The 13,126-nt window shown below is 55.8% G+C and carries 14 protein-coding genes; 10 read left to right on the forward strand and 4 right to left on the reverse strand.

Annotated elements, in window-relative coordinates; all coding sequences use genetic code 11:
- Nucleotides 1–5 precede the first annotated feature (5 nt).
- From ACOCF6_RS14505 to ACOCF6_RS14515, 3 genes are read left to right on the forward strand one after another with little or no spacing between them, the layout of a single operon-like run.
- Complete coding sequence (locus ACOCF6_RS14505) at nt 6–1,157, forward strand: MGDG synthase family glycosyltransferase (protein ID WP_482461048.1); 1,152 nt, start codon at nt 6–8, stop codon at nt 1,155–1,157.
- A complete protein-coding gene (locus ACOCF6_RS14510; protein WP_482461049.1) occupies nt 1,154–1,639 on the forward strand; it encodes a hypothetical protein in 486 nt (161 codons plus the stop codon). The genes ACOCF6_RS14505 and ACOCF6_RS14510 overlap by 4 nt, the downstream gene beginning before the upstream one ends.
- On the forward strand, nt 1,636–3,129 hold the full coding sequence (locus tag ACOCF6_RS14515) for a YiiX/YebB-like N1pC/P60 family cysteine hydrolase (RefSeq protein WP_482461050.1): 1,494 nt from the start codon (nt 1,636–1,638) through the stop codon (nt 3,127–3,129). The genes ACOCF6_RS14510 and ACOCF6_RS14515 overlap by 4 nt, the downstream gene beginning before the upstream one ends.
- A 44-nt stretch (nt 3,130–3,173) precedes the next feature.
- Here the strand turns inward: ACOCF6_RS14515 and ACOCF6_RS14520 are convergent, their stop codons facing one another.
- Entirely contained in the window at nt 3,174–3,464 is a 291-nt protein-coding gene (locus tag ACOCF6_RS14520) for a type II toxin-antitoxin system RelE family toxin (protein ID WP_482461051.1), read from the reverse strand.
- Entirely contained in the window at nt 3,454–3,699 is a 246-nt protein-coding gene (locus tag ACOCF6_RS14525; protein WP_482461052.1) for a type II toxin-antitoxin system Phd/YefM family antitoxin, read from the reverse strand. The genes ACOCF6_RS14520 and ACOCF6_RS14525 overlap by 11 nt, the downstream gene beginning before the upstream one ends.
- A 302-nt stretch (nt 3,700–4,001) precedes the next feature.
- On the opposite strand from ACOCF6_RS14525, the gene ACOCF6_RS14530 reads away from it, so the two are divergent.
- The 3 genes from ACOCF6_RS14530 (at nt 4,002) to ACOCF6_RS14540 (ending at nt 6,646) form a co-directional block, all read left to right on the forward strand.
- Nucleotides 4,002–4,433: a hypothetical protein gene (locus ACOCF6_RS14530; RefSeq protein ID WP_482461053.1), complete on the forward strand. Its 432-nt coding sequence runs from the start codon at nt 4,002–4,004 to the stop codon at nt 4,431–4,433.
- 140 nt (nt 4,434–4,573) lie between these two features.
- Complete coding sequence (locus ACOCF6_RS14535; protein WP_482461054.1) at nt 4,574–5,020, forward strand: hypothetical protein; 447 nt, start codon at nt 4,574–4,576, stop codon at nt 5,018–5,020.
- Between the two features lie 75 nt (nt 5,021–5,095).
- Nucleotides 5,096–6,646 carry a YiiX/YebB-like N1pC/P60 family cysteine hydrolase gene (locus ACOCF6_RS14540; RefSeq protein WP_482461055.1) on the forward strand — a complete coding sequence of 517 codons (1,551 nt, stop codon included), beginning with the start codon at nt 5,096–5,098 and terminating at the stop codon, nt 6,644–6,646.
- Nucleotides 6,647–6,699: 53 nt separating this feature from the next.
- On the opposite strand, the gene cls is transcribed toward ACOCF6_RS14540, so the two are convergent.
- A complete protein-coding gene (cls, locus tag ACOCF6_RS14545; protein ID WP_482463364.1) occupies nt 6,700–8,124 on the reverse strand; it encodes a cardiolipin synthase in 1,425 nt (474 codons plus the stop codon).
- Nucleotides 8,125–8,136: 12 nt separating this feature from the next.
- Nucleotides 8,137–8,436: a Rieske (2Fe-2S) protein gene (locus ACOCF6_RS14550; RefSeq protein WP_482461056.1), complete on the reverse strand. Its 300-nt coding sequence runs from the start codon at nt 8,434–8,436 to the stop codon at nt 8,137–8,139.
- A 514-nt stretch (nt 8,437–8,950) separates the two neighbouring features.
- Between ACOCF6_RS14550 and ACOCF6_RS14555 the strand changes: the two genes are divergently transcribed.
- The 4 genes from ACOCF6_RS14555 to ACOCF6_RS14570 all read left to right on the forward strand — a co-directional run bounded on the left by ACOCF6_RS14555 (nt 8,951) and on the right by ACOCF6_RS14570 (nt 13,018).
- Nucleotides 8,951–9,760, forward strand: coding sequence for a hypothetical protein (locus ACOCF6_RS14555; RefSeq protein ID WP_482461057.1), 810 nt, complete (start codon nt 8,951–8,953; stop codon nt 9,758–9,760).
- 85 nt (nt 9,761–9,845) lie between these two features.
- Nucleotides 9,846–10,184 carry a P-II family nitrogen regulator gene (locus ACOCF6_RS14560; protein ID WP_482461058.1) on the forward strand — a complete coding sequence of 113 codons (339 nt, stop codon included), beginning with the start codon at nt 9,846–9,848 and terminating at the stop codon, nt 10,182–10,184.
- Nucleotides 10,185–10,221: 37 nt separating this feature from the next.
- Complete coding sequence (locus ACOCF6_RS14565; protein WP_482461059.1) at nt 10,222–11,718, forward strand: ammonium transporter; 1,497 nt, start codon at nt 10,222–10,224, stop codon at nt 11,716–11,718.
- A gap of 184 nt (nt 11,719–11,902) precedes the next feature.
- Nucleotides 11,903–13,018 carry a hypothetical protein gene (locus ACOCF6_RS14570; RefSeq protein WP_482461060.1) on the forward strand — a complete coding sequence of 372 codons (1,116 nt, stop codon included), beginning with the start codon at nt 11,903–11,905 and terminating at the stop codon, nt 13,016–13,018.
- Nucleotides 13,019–13,126 lie beyond the last annotated feature (108 nt).

Below are 13,126 nucleotides of genomic sequence, written 5' to 3' on the forward strand. Positions count from 1 at the left end.
TCAGAATGTCCAAAGAACAAGCCGTACCCAAAAAAATCGCCATCCTGAGCGTTTCGGCCGGGGCCGGACATGTGCGGGCCGCCCAGGCGCTGCAGGCTGCTGCCGAGAAGTGGTATCCCGGCGTGGAGACGGTGCATGTGGACCTGATGGAACTGGTGCCCAAGCTGTTCAAGACGATCTATGCCGACACCTACATCAAGGTAGTGGAACGGCATCCCGCCTTCTGGGGCTACCTGTACGACAAGTCCGATCACGAAAAGGTGGACTCGGCCCTCTCGCGACTGCGCATCGCCATCGAACGGCTCAACACCCAGAAACTGAAACAGGTACTGGCCGATATCGACCCGGACCATGTCATCTGTACCCACTTTCTGCCGGCCCAGCTGCTGTCGGGCAAGATCGCCCGGGGGGGCTTCAACAAACCGGTCTGGGTACAGGTGACTGACTTCGACGTGCATGCCCTCTGGATCCAGCCCCACATCAGCGGCTACTTCGCTGCCAGTGAAGAGGTCGCGTGGCGCATGGTAGAGCGTGGCATTCCGGCCGAACGGGTTTGCGTTACCGGGATCCCGATCATGCCGGTTTTCGATGAAGAGTATGAGCGGGCAGCCTGCGCGGCAGAGTTCGGGCTTGACCCGGCCAAGACCACGCTCTTGATGATGTCAGGCGGCGCCGGGGTGGGCGGGATCGAGACCCTGGCCGAGCGGCTGCTGCAGCTGGAGGGTGCATTCCAGCTGGTGGCCCTGGCCGGCAGGAATGAGAAGCTGCTGGCGGATTTGAAGGCAGTTGCGGCCAAACATCCTGGCCGCCTCTTCCCTATGGGCTTCACCAGGGTGATCGAGCGCATCATGGCCGCCAGCGACCTGGCCATCACCAAACCGGGCGGCCTGACCACCTCGGAATGCTTGGCGGTCGGACTGCCGATGATCGTGGTCTCACCGATCCCCGGGCAGGAGGAGCGTAACGCCGACTTCCTGCTGGAAAACGGGGCGGCCCTGAAGGCCTGTGACGCCGGGGCACTGGCCTGGCGGGTGGACCGGCTGTTGCGGGAACCTGAACGTATGGCAACCATGCGGGCTCATGCACTGGAGTTGGGCAGGCCGGATGCCGCCCGGGAGGTGCTGGCGGTGGTCCTCGCTTCGGAAGGTCGCCAATGACCGGACGTTGTTGGCTGCATGTACTCTTCCTGCTCGGCTGGGTTGTGCTGCTGGGGCTGTTCTTTGCCATGACCGAGATCCAGATCGAAGGGGCCAACGGCTGGGCCTGCGCCCTGCCGACCTGGCGCATCGAGCAGCACTGGCTGCTGGATATCTTCTGGGGCGGTCGTCCCATGACCGGCTATCACGCCTGGGTCTTCCCCTTCATGTTTCTGGCCTTTCATCTGCCCCATGCCGTCAGCGGCACAATCTCCTGGAGGCTGGAAGCCCGTTGTCTGGGTGCGCTGATGTGCTTCTGGATCATCGAGGATTTCCTCTGGTTTGTCCTCAATCCCTGTTACGGCCTGGCGAAGTTTGCGCCCTGGTTCATCCCCTGGCATAAGAAGTGGCTGTTGGGGGTGCCGAGCGATTATCTGCTGTTTTCAATCATCGGCATTTTGCTTATCATGGCATCATTTTACGTGAAGGAGTCCCGCTCATGAAACTGACCTCCATTTTTTTCACCTTCCTTGTCTCCTTCTCCCTGTCTCTGCCCGTATTCGCAGCCAACAGCTGCAAGGAACATCAGGCCGGCGTCCACGGCACGACACAGGCGACGGTGGAAAGTTCGCTGAAGCAGGAGGTCGAGGAGTTCCGCTACCTGGCGGAGCGTGCCCTGACCCTGCGGGCTGAGACCATCACGGTCGGCACGGCAATCAAGAACAAGATGGACAAGGGCAGGCCGCTTTCCGGAGAAGACCTGGCCATGATCAATGCCGGCATCAACGAGCATCTCTCGTTGCGCAAGAATCTACTGGCGGTGGCCGAGGCCCATGAGTGCTGGCTGGACGGATCCGAAAAGGAACTTGCCCGGCAGGGGGTTTCGCCTGAATCACGCCTGACCGGGGTGATGCTCTCGCTTTCATCCGCCATGCTGCTGTATGATAACTACCTGCTCTCCATCGCGCTTTTCGAGGGGGACGGCAAACTGCGCCGCATACTCAACGAGCGCGACCCCGGCTATGCCGTTACCAGCGCCGCCCTGGCCAAAGTGACGCTCAACTACAACTCGATCAGCAATCGGGCCAGGGTGCGCAAAGCGATCCGATTCTATGAAAAAGAAACAGTGCGCTTCCAGAAAACGCTGGAGCAGAAGCCAGAGAGCGAGTATCTCAACCTGCTGATCTCCCAGAGCCCCTCCTACTCCATGGTAAAAAAATGGTCCCCCTTCTACGTGGTGGGTCGTAAACTGGGCTTCCTGACCGGTGTCACCACCGACACGCTGAGCGGCATGGAGCGGGAAGGGGTCAGCCTGTTCAGCATGGTCTTCGGCAATGCGGTTGGCCTGGTGGAGACCCGCAAGGGCAAGCTGTACAAGAAGGGAGAGGTTTTGGCCGAGGTGCGCGCCAGTCTGAAAGCCGGCGACATCCTGCTGGAGAAGACCCCCTTCCGGCTGACGGACAAGATGATCCCCGGCTACTGGGGTCATGCCGCGGTCTGGGTCGGCACGGAGGCCGAGCTGAAGGAGCTGGGCATTTGGGAAAATCCTGTTGTGGTCCGCCACCGGGATGCGATCCGCGAAGGTCGTTTGGTGGTGGAGGCGTTGCGTTCGGGGGTAGAGATGAACTCGCTGGAGCATTTCCTTAATATCGACAGCATCGGTGTGCTGCGCAAGCCGGACTTAAGCCGCGAGGGCAGGGCCACGACAATCATCCAGGCGCTGCGCCAGGTGGGCAAGCCCTATGACTTCAATTTCGACGTGGAGTCCAAGGGACGGGTCTACTGCTCCAAGCTGGTCTACCTGAGCTACAGCGGCATCGACTGGCCCACCAAGCGGTCCCTGGGCCGGACAACCTTCACACCGGATGACGTGGCGGTCAAGGCTGCCCGCGATAAAACCCTTGAACTGGTGACCTTCTACCACGATGGCCAGCGGGTCACTGAGGCGCCTACCGTGCGCATGGCTGAACTGATGGGTGTTGCGGGGAAATAAACTGGTGCGGGATGATGTAGCGTAACCAGGAAATTGAGTTCCGACTACTTGTCCAAGCGTTTTCCGGCCGCCCGGTACACCGCCAGGTTTTCCCGCTTGCCGACGGCCACGACAATGACAACGATACGGTCGTCATTCACTTGGTAGACCAGCCGGTAGCCGGCGTTTTTCAGCTTGATCTTGTAGCAGTCCGGCATCCCGGAAAGCCGGGCCGATTCCACGCGCGGGCGCTCCAGCCGCTCGACCAGTTTCTTCTTGAATTGTGACCGGATTGCCCCATCGAGCTTTTTCCATTCCTTGAAGGCGCTTTCCTTGAATTCAAGGCTATAGCTCATCAAGGGAGACCTTGACAGTTGGTTCCTTCTCCCGCTCCTTGACAAGCCGGGTAAGTTCGTAATCCTCGAACCGTTCCATCAGCGCCTCGAAGGCCTCGGCCGGGATGAGGTAGGCACTCGGTTTGTTGTGGTTGAGGATTGCTACCGGGGAGCCTTCCGCTTCATTGATGATGCGGGAGGGATTCTTCTTCAGGTCGCTGATACTGACCGATGCACGTGCGTAAAGACGATCCATTGCTGACCTTTCCTGAGTCATAAATTGTGGTACAAATATAGGTCATATATTGCGCCGCTGCAAGTCGATAATTCATCGGTAGGGGCAGCAGGGACGTTCCTAGGATGAAGGGCATGGGAGTTGTACCGCGACCGTGTGATAAGAGTGCATTAATTTTATTGCAAGTCGTCTGGAGATTAATGGTTGCCGGTTTTATTAATGTGCACAGACTAAATATTCCATTTGGGTAGATCACCGGTTCACGCGCGTGCGTGAACCGGTCAATACCGAGTTAGACAAAAAATGAATACACAGAGGCGAAAATGACAAAATCCATCATGAGGTTGGGCCTGATAGTTTTTCTGATTTTATTTGCGCCTCTTATTTACACCGAGGTCCAAGGATACATAACCACTCATGCGGCCTTTCCTGTGCTAAATGAATTCTCAGCCAAATCGAAAATGGCACTAGCCATATTCACAACTTTCAACCTCTTGAGTGCAATATTGACAGCAATTATCATAGCGTTGCCTTGTGGATATTTAGCAAAAAAACAACCTAAAATGATTGCCATTCTTTTTATAATTTCAGTTCAATGCATTCCAGTGTATGTGTTTTTTCAAGAGCCAAAAGTAGGGAGTTTTGTCACAAATGTCTGGCTTGGACAATTTGTTGCCGTGGTAATATCAGCTTTTGCTTTTGCAGAGATAGGCAGTCGTATTGCAGCAAAGAGGCAAGATAAAGCAACTGTGTAACACGCGAATAGACCTGCTTCGCTACGCTCACAGGTTATCTGCAGCACTGTTCGTCCCCAACAGTGGGGAGCTTGGTATGGGGGAGTGGAATATTGCTGCATTGTAACGCGTGAACCGATGATGCGACACAAAGGCCTCCCATGACAGCACCAGATCCCCTCATCGCCGACTGCCATTATCTCTCCGAACTGCTCCGTCCCTGGAAGCTGGTCACGTTCTCCCTGGGGATGGTTTGGTTGATCTACGGCGCCCGGGTCTACGGGATCAGCGACTGGGACGTGGGCATCAGTCTGATTATGGGGGGGCTGACCTATGTTTGCGCCCCCTGGAGCGTACTCGTCCTGCACCAGGCCCTGCGTTACCGCCCTAGAGGATGGGTGGTGCAGGTGCTTGCTGCCCTGGTGCCGGCCATGTTCTCCGTGGACTGGGTCTACTGGATTTACCATAGCGCTGTCGGCAATCGGATGCTGCGCTGGGAGAACTTCAAGGTCTCCATGGCGCTCTATTTCATCTGCGGGATCGGCTGGTGCTATCGCGGCTCGCTGAAAGAAATGTACCGGGAACTTGCCCGCATTACTAAAATTTGATACTCAAGTGCTTAGATATTTAGTCCGGATCGCTCAAACAGATTTCCTTGTCCCATATCATAACGGAGGACCCGCATGTTGCGTTTCATTCTGCTCGTTTTTATCGCCATCATCGTTTTCCCCCAGTGGGCAAAGGCCGTCCCGGTTACCCCCGATCCCGTCTTCCAGAAGCACATCGCTGACGACAGCAGGGCTTTTGCTCTTCTGCGCGGCAACCTGTGCAAGGCCGCAGATTTTGCCCGTTCCCGGCCCGAACTGTTCAGCCCGGCCAAGGAGCATAAAAAAGCACTGCTGGCTCGCGAGGACAAGCTTGCTGTCTGGAACACCTGGAGCGGGGTGCTGGACAGCCTGTCCGGTCTGGACCAGCTACGCCGCGAGCACAAGAAGTTTGATCTGTTCCAGGACAGTGAGCGCAGGAATGCCTCGTTCGCCATCGCCAACGCCGCATTTCTGGCCGGGTATCGCTACGCCCTGGAGATCATCGCTCTGGCTGACAAGAATCCCGCCCTGGATACGGTCCTGAACGAAGCGGTGCCGGAACTGGGCATTCCGGCCGGGACCTTCAACCGCTTCAAGTTCCGCTTTCTGAATGTGGCGGTGGCCACCGAGTTTGCGGCCCTGCAGGTGATCGGCAAGGCCTATGTCAATGGATCACAGGAATTACGTAGCGCCATTGACGAGGACAGCAGGATTATCTGGGAGATGGGCAAGGGTAAGGGGCATGAGCTGACGCTGAAAAATGCCCTGGCAATGGTGCAGAAAAGCGGCTTTGCCGCCTGGTTCCCGCTGCAGAAAGGGGTCTCGGAATGGATGGGGGACACCAAGGTGCTGCGCAAGGGCAGCCACCTGATCTCGGCCAAGCAGATCGAAGCCATGGGTAAACGCCTGCAGCCGGGGGATATCCTCTTCGAACGCCATGAGTGGTATCTCTCCAACCTGGGACTGCCCGGCTTCTGGACCCATGTGGCGCTGTACATCGGTACGCCGGACGAGCGGCGCTCCTTTTTCAATGATCCGGAGGTGAAGCAATGGGTCAAGAGCCTGGGAACTGCCGATGGCGAGTATGAAAGTCTGCTGCGGCAGCGCTACGCGACCACCTACAGCAGAAGCCTGATCCCGAAGGAGGACCGGCACCCGGCCCGGGTTTTGGAGGCCATCTCGGAAGGGGTCTCCTTTACCTCGCTGGAATACACCGGTTCGGCCGACTCGATCGGTGTGATCCGCCCGCGGCTCTCCAAACGCGAAAAGGCCCAGGCCATCATGCGGGCCTTCCATTACAGCGGCCGACCTTATGATTTCAATTTTGATTTTCAGACCGACTCGGCCCTGGTCTGTTCGGAACTGATCTTCAAGGCCTACGAGCCGGGCGGCGGCATGCTGGGGCTGCGTTTTCCGATCAGTGAGGTCATGGGGCGCAAGGTCAGCACCCCCAACGGGATGGTCAGGCAGTTCGATGAGCAGATGAGCGGTGGTGGAGGCCAGTCTGATTTCGTGCTGTTTCTGGATGGCTACGAGAAGGGAAAGCGGGCGGTGGAATCAGTTCAGGATCAGTTCCGCTCCAGCTGGAAACGCCCCAACTGGCATATCCTGATCCAGGATGCGCCGCTGGAGGCGCGGAAGAAATAAAATTATCGGGAGGGCCAACGGTTCATTTCCGGCTCAGTGAAGGCGTGTGCCAGCTAGAGGTACGGCGAAAAAAGGCGGGCAAAATTGTCCCGGAGTTTGCACGGCAGGGAGCGCTGTTCAACTTCCTGCAGAGTAATTTCCCGGGCTGCGTTGAAGGACTGTTCAAAATGCCGGTTAACTGCGGCTGCAAAACCGGTGTCAAAGACACTCATGTCCAGTTCGAAATTGAGCCGCAGGCTGCGGGTGTCAAAATTTGCCGATCCAACCAAAGACCAGATTCTGTCCACCAGCATGAGCTTGGTATGTACAAACGGTGACGGCTGGTAGAATACCCGGATGCCGTTGGCGAGCAGTTCCCAAAGCAGCGCCCGGCTGGCCCAGTGGACAAACGGCAGATTGTTGAGGCCGGGCAGTACAATGCGAACGTCGACCCCGCGCAGTGCGGTGGTGATCAGGGCTGATGTCATCACCCGGTCGGGGATGAAGTAGGGTGTCATGATGCTGACCTGCTGCTTTGCGCAGGAAAGCGCCCCCATGATGATCTGCTCCAGCTTGCGGAAGTCCTTGTCCGGGCCGTCACTGACGCAGCGCACAAGCGCATTGCCGCATTGCTCGATAACGGGGAAATAAAGCGGGGTGTCCAGGCGCTCTCCGGTCACGAAATACCAGTCCTCCAGGAATGCCCGCTGCAGATCCGCGACTACCGGCCCCTGTACACAGAAATGCATGTCGCGCACGGCCGTGGCGGTCGGTGTCGCAGCTGTCAGGTGACGATCACTGATATTCATTCCGCCTGAAAAAGCCTCGCGCCCGTCAATCACCAGCAGTTTGCGATGGTTGCGCAGATTGATGTAAGCGCCGTGCTGCAGAGGCAGGTAGTGTTCAAAGCGGACCCGCGTGCCGCGGAAAGCCTGGTGAGGTGATATGCGGCTATACTTTTCTCCCAGGGCATCAATCATGACCCTGACCTCGACGTCCCGCTCGGCGGCCTTTATCAGGTGTTTGACAAAATCCGCGCCAATGCCCTCGGCATCGAAGATATAGCTGGAGAGGTTGATGCTTTCCTGGGCGCGTCGGATGGCGACCAGCATGGCCGGGTAGGCTTCCTCACCATCGATGAGTGGAATGATGCGATTGCCTTCACGCAGACGGTTTGTGACGACCCGGTCAGCGAGAATGCTCAGGTCTTGAAGGTGGGCAGCGGCGGCGGGCAGCGGCGGCGCTGCACCCTGGTGGTCTTCGAGCGGGTAGATGTCTGTCCCGCTCAACCTGCGGCCGCTTTCCTGCCAGCTCCGCGCCCTGCGGGAGATGCGGTTGATGCCCATGCACCAGTAGAGGAAGGGGCCGATCAGGGGCAGTGTGAGGGTAAGGATCATCCAGACCAGGGCCGAGCGGGAGTCGCGCTTGTTCAGCAGGGCATGACCTGCTGCGGCCAGCGACAGCAGGCAGGTACCTGCAGCCAGCAGTGTGATCAGCACGTGATCCAAGCGTTAATCCAGAGAGATCAGAATGTCATCGCCCTGCAGTTCCACCGGGTAGGTGCGGAGTGTGTACTCCGGGTGTTCGCTGCATGTGCCGTCGGACAGGTTAAAGCGGTAGCCATGACGTGGACAGGCAATGTAGCCATCCTTTACTATTGCGGCAGTTAACGGGCTGCCCTGATGGGGGCATTCGTTTTCTACAGCAAAGATGCTCCCTTTTATATTGATGAATAAGATATCCTGCCCGGAAACCGTGATTACTTTTTTGCCGAAATTTGGTACATCGCTGATTTTTGCCGCTGCGATCATAGGGGTGCCTCCATTAGTATAGTCGAAGTTTTTTTGCGAATTTTCGGCAGAAAAACTTCGTTAACGTACGTATCCTGTTTGTCAGGGCGAAATTTTACTGAATTTTGACAGAGTACCCGAAAAAAGCCTTCCACGTCAAAGCGTTTCATCTCCTGCCCTGTTTTAGAGCAACTACCCCGAAGACCTGATGCAACCTGTATGAAACGCACAGAATATGTGACGCTTTCGGATTACTGTGCAGTTATGTAACGCTCGCTGCCTAAAAATAAAGCAGAGCGGTTGAGCGGAAGTGTCAGCTGAGTCTGATTTGTAGTGCTATTAATTTAGTAACATGCTTGAATTGTTGTAAAAAACAAGATTGGCACGGTCTCTGCTAAGTGAAAGTCACAAATGGCAGGTGCTGTAACAGATGTTATGGCCAACCACATTTCACTCTACAGAACGTGCAGCGATGAGACCAACGTAGCTTTCATCCCATCACCGTTCAAAATCAACGTTGAAAAGGAGAGGAAAGATGAAACTCGGAAAAATCATGGCAATGGCAGCAGTACTGGTAACACTGGCAAGCGGTTCGGCAATGGCGACTCCCTCAACACAAATCTGGATTCCGTCAACCGATGTCAAAGGCTTCAAGGACATTCATATCGATGTTGACAACTACATGCGCTTTTCACCAAAAACCGATGCAGGCCCCAATTACTATAACCTTGGTTTAAGTGCCGGTGTACTCCCTTCTGAAAATATCAAGCTCGAAGTCGGGATTGATATGCTCATGACCAGTCTCCAGGGCGACAATCAGGCCGACAATCACCCCTTCTATTTCAATGCAAAACTGGGAACACCCGAGGACGCCTTTGGTGTCAAAGGGTTGCCGGCCTTCGCAATAGGGGCGTATAACCTGGGAACATACGATAAGCCTGAAGTAAATGGCGTTTCCACTCGTCAAAACATTGTGTACGGTCTGGTTGGAAAAACCCTTCCGGTGATTGGTCGTCTCTCCGCCGGAGGATATTACGGCTCATCACGTGCGCTGGCTTCTGCCGGCAACCCGAGCGGCACAAAAAACAACAGTGGCGTGATGGCTTCATGGGACCGCAGTATGCCTGAAATATCCGATAAGCTCTGGCTGGCTGTTGACTATATGAGTGGCAACAATTTTAACGGTGAGATCAGTGTCGGCGGTTCTTGGGCCTTTTCCAAACAGGTTTCCCTTATAGTGGGCGTAGTATTCTTTAACCCGTTTTACAACGTCTCTGCCGCTGATAACGGTATGATCCCCGGCGGCAAACCGGCTCTGACCACGCAGCTCGACATCGCATTCTAGGCTGTCCCTCCTTCAATTCGGGGGTGGGCGCCACCCACCTCCACCTTTTTGAGGAGTTCCCATATTCACACACGGAGGTAGAGCAATGAAACTCATTGAAGCAATCATAAAACCATTCAAGCTGGATGAAGTAAAGGATGCCCTCAACGAAATCGGCATCGAAGGTATCACCGTCAGCGAAGTCAAAGGTTTTGGCAGACAGAAGGGACACACCGAACTTTACCGCGGCGCAGAGTACGTGGTTGATTTTATCCCCAAGATCAAGATGGAAATCGCAGTAAGCGATGACCTGGTTGCCAAGGTGGTCGAGACGATACAAAATACCGCCAAGACCGGCAGGATTGGTGACGGCAAAATTTTCGTCATCTCGCTGGATGAAGCTGTTCGCATACGGACTGGTGAACAGGGAAATGACGCGATCTGACAGGGATGATCACAACTACTTACACGGAGGAATTAGTATGAAACTCAAATTATATGTATCAGCACTTATGTTTATTCTTCTGGCAGGCCTGATCCCGATCAGCGCCATGGCAGAAGAAAAGAAAGAAGCCGCTCCGGCAGCTGCCGCAACAGCTGCCCCGGCAACAGCAGCCCCGGCAGCAGCAGCGGATGCCGCCAAGCCTGCTGATGCAGCAGCGCCTGCAGCCGCTCCGGCCACACCGCCGGATGTCAAGCCGGTGCTGAATACGGGTGACACCGCCTGGATGCTGGTCTCTTCGGCCCTGGTCCTGCTGATGATCCCCGGCCTGGCCCTGTTCTACGGCGGCATGGTTCGTCAGAAGAACGTCCTCTCCACCATGATGCACTCCCTGGTAGCCATGGGTATTGTCGGCGTACAGTGGGCCGTGATCGGCTACTCGCTCTCCTTCGGCCCTGATATGGCGAAGATGGGTCTGATCGGTGACTTCAGCAAGGTCATGCTCAACGGCCTGATCATCATGAAGGATGCCGCCAGCGGCACCGTCGAGTGGGCACTGTTCCAGAACTACGCCAAGGAGCCGGGTGCTATCCCTGAGCTGGTCTTTGCCATGTACCAGGCCATGTTTGCCATGATCACCGTGGCCCTGATCTCGGGCGCCATGGCAGAGCGTGTCAAGTTCTCGGCCTACTGCGTATTCGTCCTGCTCTGGACCACCCTGGTCTATGACCCGTTGGCCCACTGGGTCTGGATGACCGATGGCTGGTTGTTCAAAAAAGGCGCTCTGGACTTCGCCGGTGGTACGGTTGTTCACCTCTCATCCGGTATTTCGGCTCTGGCCTTCCTGATCTTCCTCGGTAAGCGTCACGGTTACCCGACCGAGCGCATGGCTCCTCATAATCTGCCCTTCACCCTGCTGGGCGTCGGCCTGCTCTGGTTCGGTTGGTTCGGATTCAACGCCGGTTCCGCCATCGTGGGTGTCAATACCTCTGATGCAGCAGGTGGTTTGGCCGGCCTGGCCTTCGCCACCACCACCATCGCCCCGGCTGCAGCCGGCCTGACCTGGATGATCGCTGAATGGGTCCACTCCGGCAAGCCTTCAGCACTCGGTTTCGGTTCCGGTGTTGTGGCCGGTCTGGTTGTCATCACCCCCGCAGCCGGTTTTGTACAGCCCGGTGCTGCCCTGCTGATGGGAGCTGCTGCAGGTATCATCTGCTACGGCGGCATCCTGCTCAAGGCCAAGCTGAAATATGACGACTCACTGGATGCCTTCGGTGTACACGGCATCGGCGGTACCTTCGGCGCTATCCTGACCGGCGTGTTCGCCACAGTCGGCGCCACCGGGCTGCTGGCCGGCAACGCCAAGCAGCTCATGATTCAGCTGATCGCGGTTGTGGCTGCAGGTGCCTATGCTTTCATCGTTACCATTGTCATTGCCTTTGTCCTCGAAAAGACCATGGGTCTGCGGGTCGAGAAGGAAGACGAGATCATGGGCCTCGACCAGACACAGCATTCGGAGTCCGGTTACAATATGTAATCTCATCTCCTCAACTTTGTTAAAAACAGAAAAGCCGTCCGGGGGTCCGGGCGGCTTTTCTGTTGGGTCTGAAGTGAGGGTAACCTGTTTTTTAATTGCCCACAACAATTGACAAAACCTGAATGCCTAGTATGGTTAATTAATGTGTAAATATATGAATTACAAGGAAAAAGGAGACTGGGCCATGTTCAGGAAAGTAATGGTTACCTTGATGTGCATTTCGCAGCTGTTTTTCGCCGCAACACAGGCTTCTGCTGCAGATGCTGTTAGGATACCTGTTGGAGATCTCAGGATTTCTGACGGTGATATCAGGCTGCCAACACAAGGAAAGGGTATTGTCTTCTCAGATAGCAGTGTCATGAACAAATTAAGTGATGCGCATGGGATAGCGGGGCCTCAAGGGGAAAAAGGAGACCCCGGGCCGCAAGGGATTCCCGGCTCCAGTGGCGGCTTGTCTGGTACCCAAATTGTGCAGCAGTCAAGTTCCGGAACTAATTTTGTCGAAGTTAATGCAAATTGTCCTGATGGAATGGTCGTGACCGGCGGCGGGGTAACAAAAAACAACAATGGGTCGGGAAATATGATTCTGACCGATTCCTGGCCCTGTTCTACCGTTACGTGGTGCGGCACAGGGTTAAACATGGGGGGAGGCACTATTGCGACATTCAATATGACGACCTACGCAGTATGTGCTGCAGCTGCACCCATTACGCCGGATATCAATGCAACGGTGCTCCGCTTTCCGGGAAATGCCGCGCCCTTTGGATGGCTTCAGCAGGTAGATGTGTATTCCGATGCCCAGCAATCGACGCCCGTCACAAATGCTACCGTTACGGTAAATGGAAATCCACTCGTCTACAACCCGAGTAACCAGAGCTACGAGGGGATGCTGGATATCCCGCTGGGAGCCTCTGTGACGGTTTCTGTAACGGTTGGAGGCGTCATCTATACTGCATCCGGTACCCAAGTTACGGCACTCCCTACTCCTTCGCTCAGTTCCACATGGCAGGCCAATGCCGCCAACGCAATCAGCTGGACAGACGGCGCTCCATTGACGGGCACGGGATATCTGGTCGGAGTGATGGGTAATACGGGATTTGTGTACCCTGCCGGTGACACCGGACCTCTGGTCCTGCCGATCAGCCCCGCCAATCATACCGTTCCTGCCAACAGTGTGGCTGCAGGCAGTTATCAGGTGCTGGTCGGAATCGGCGCGCAAATTCCAGTAACCAACGCCGCTCCCGGATCAAAACTCTTTTTAGCCGGGTTTGCGACGCCTGTTTCCATAACAGTCCAGTAGCCGCAGTCATTTAATAATTTCAGAAATATGCTGATGTAACAGAAAAGCCGCCCGGGATTCCGGGCGGCTTTTCTAATGGGACATCATACGGTTGGATGATGCATGCGT

The sequence above is a fragment of the Geobacter psychrophilus genome, assembly GCF_056821595.1.

Excerpts from the sequence above, each read along its gene's own strand:
- ACOCF6_RS14505 (WP_482461048.1), top strand. The coding sequence starts at position 6 with ATGTCCAAAGAACAAGCCGTACCCAAAAAAATCGCCATCCTGAGCGTT.
- ACOCF6_RS14510 (WP_482461049.1), top strand. The coding sequence starts at position 1,154 with ATGACCGGACGTTGTTGGCTGCATGTACTCTTCCTGCTCGGCTGGGTT.
- ACOCF6_RS14515 (WP_482461050.1), top strand. The coding sequence starts at position 1,636 with ATGAAACTGACCTCCATTTTTTTCACCTTCCTTGTCTCCTTCTCCCTG.
- ACOCF6_RS14520 (WP_482461051.1), bottom strand. The coding sequence starts at position 3,464 with ATGAGCTATAGCCTTGAATTCAAGGAAAGCGCCTTCAAGGAATGGAAA.
- ACOCF6_RS14525 (WP_482461052.1), bottom strand. The coding sequence starts at position 3,699 with ATGGATCGTCTTTACGCACGTGCATCGGTCAGTATCAGCGACCTGAAG.
- ACOCF6_RS14530 (WP_482461053.1), top strand. The coding sequence starts at position 4,002 with ATGACAAAATCCATCATGAGGTTGGGCCTGATAGTTTTTCTGATTTTA.
- ACOCF6_RS14535 (WP_482461054.1), top strand. The coding sequence starts at position 4,574 with ATGACAGCACCAGATCCCCTCATCGCCGACTGCCATTATCTCTCCGAA.
- ACOCF6_RS14540 (WP_482461055.1), top strand. The coding sequence starts at position 5,096 with ATGTTGCGTTTCATTCTGCTCGTTTTTATCGCCATCATCGTTTTCCCC.
- ACOCF6_RS14550 (WP_482461056.1), bottom strand. The coding sequence starts at position 8,436 with ATGATCGCAGCGGCAAAAATCAGCGATGTACCAAATTTCGGCAAAAAA.
- ACOCF6_RS14555 (WP_482461057.1), top strand. The coding sequence starts at position 8,951 with ATGAAACTCGGAAAAATCATGGCAATGGCAGCAGTACTGGTAACACTG.
- ACOCF6_RS14560 (WP_482461058.1), top strand. The coding sequence starts at position 9,846 with ATGAAACTCATTGAAGCAATCATAAAACCATTCAAGCTGGATGAAGTA.
- ACOCF6_RS14565 (WP_482461059.1), top strand. The coding sequence starts at position 10,222 with ATGAAACTCAAATTATATGTATCAGCACTTATGTTTATTCTTCTGGCA.
- ACOCF6_RS14570 (WP_482461060.1), top strand. The coding sequence starts at position 11,903 with ATGTTCAGGAAAGTAATGGTTACCTTGATGTGCATTTCGCAGCTGTTT.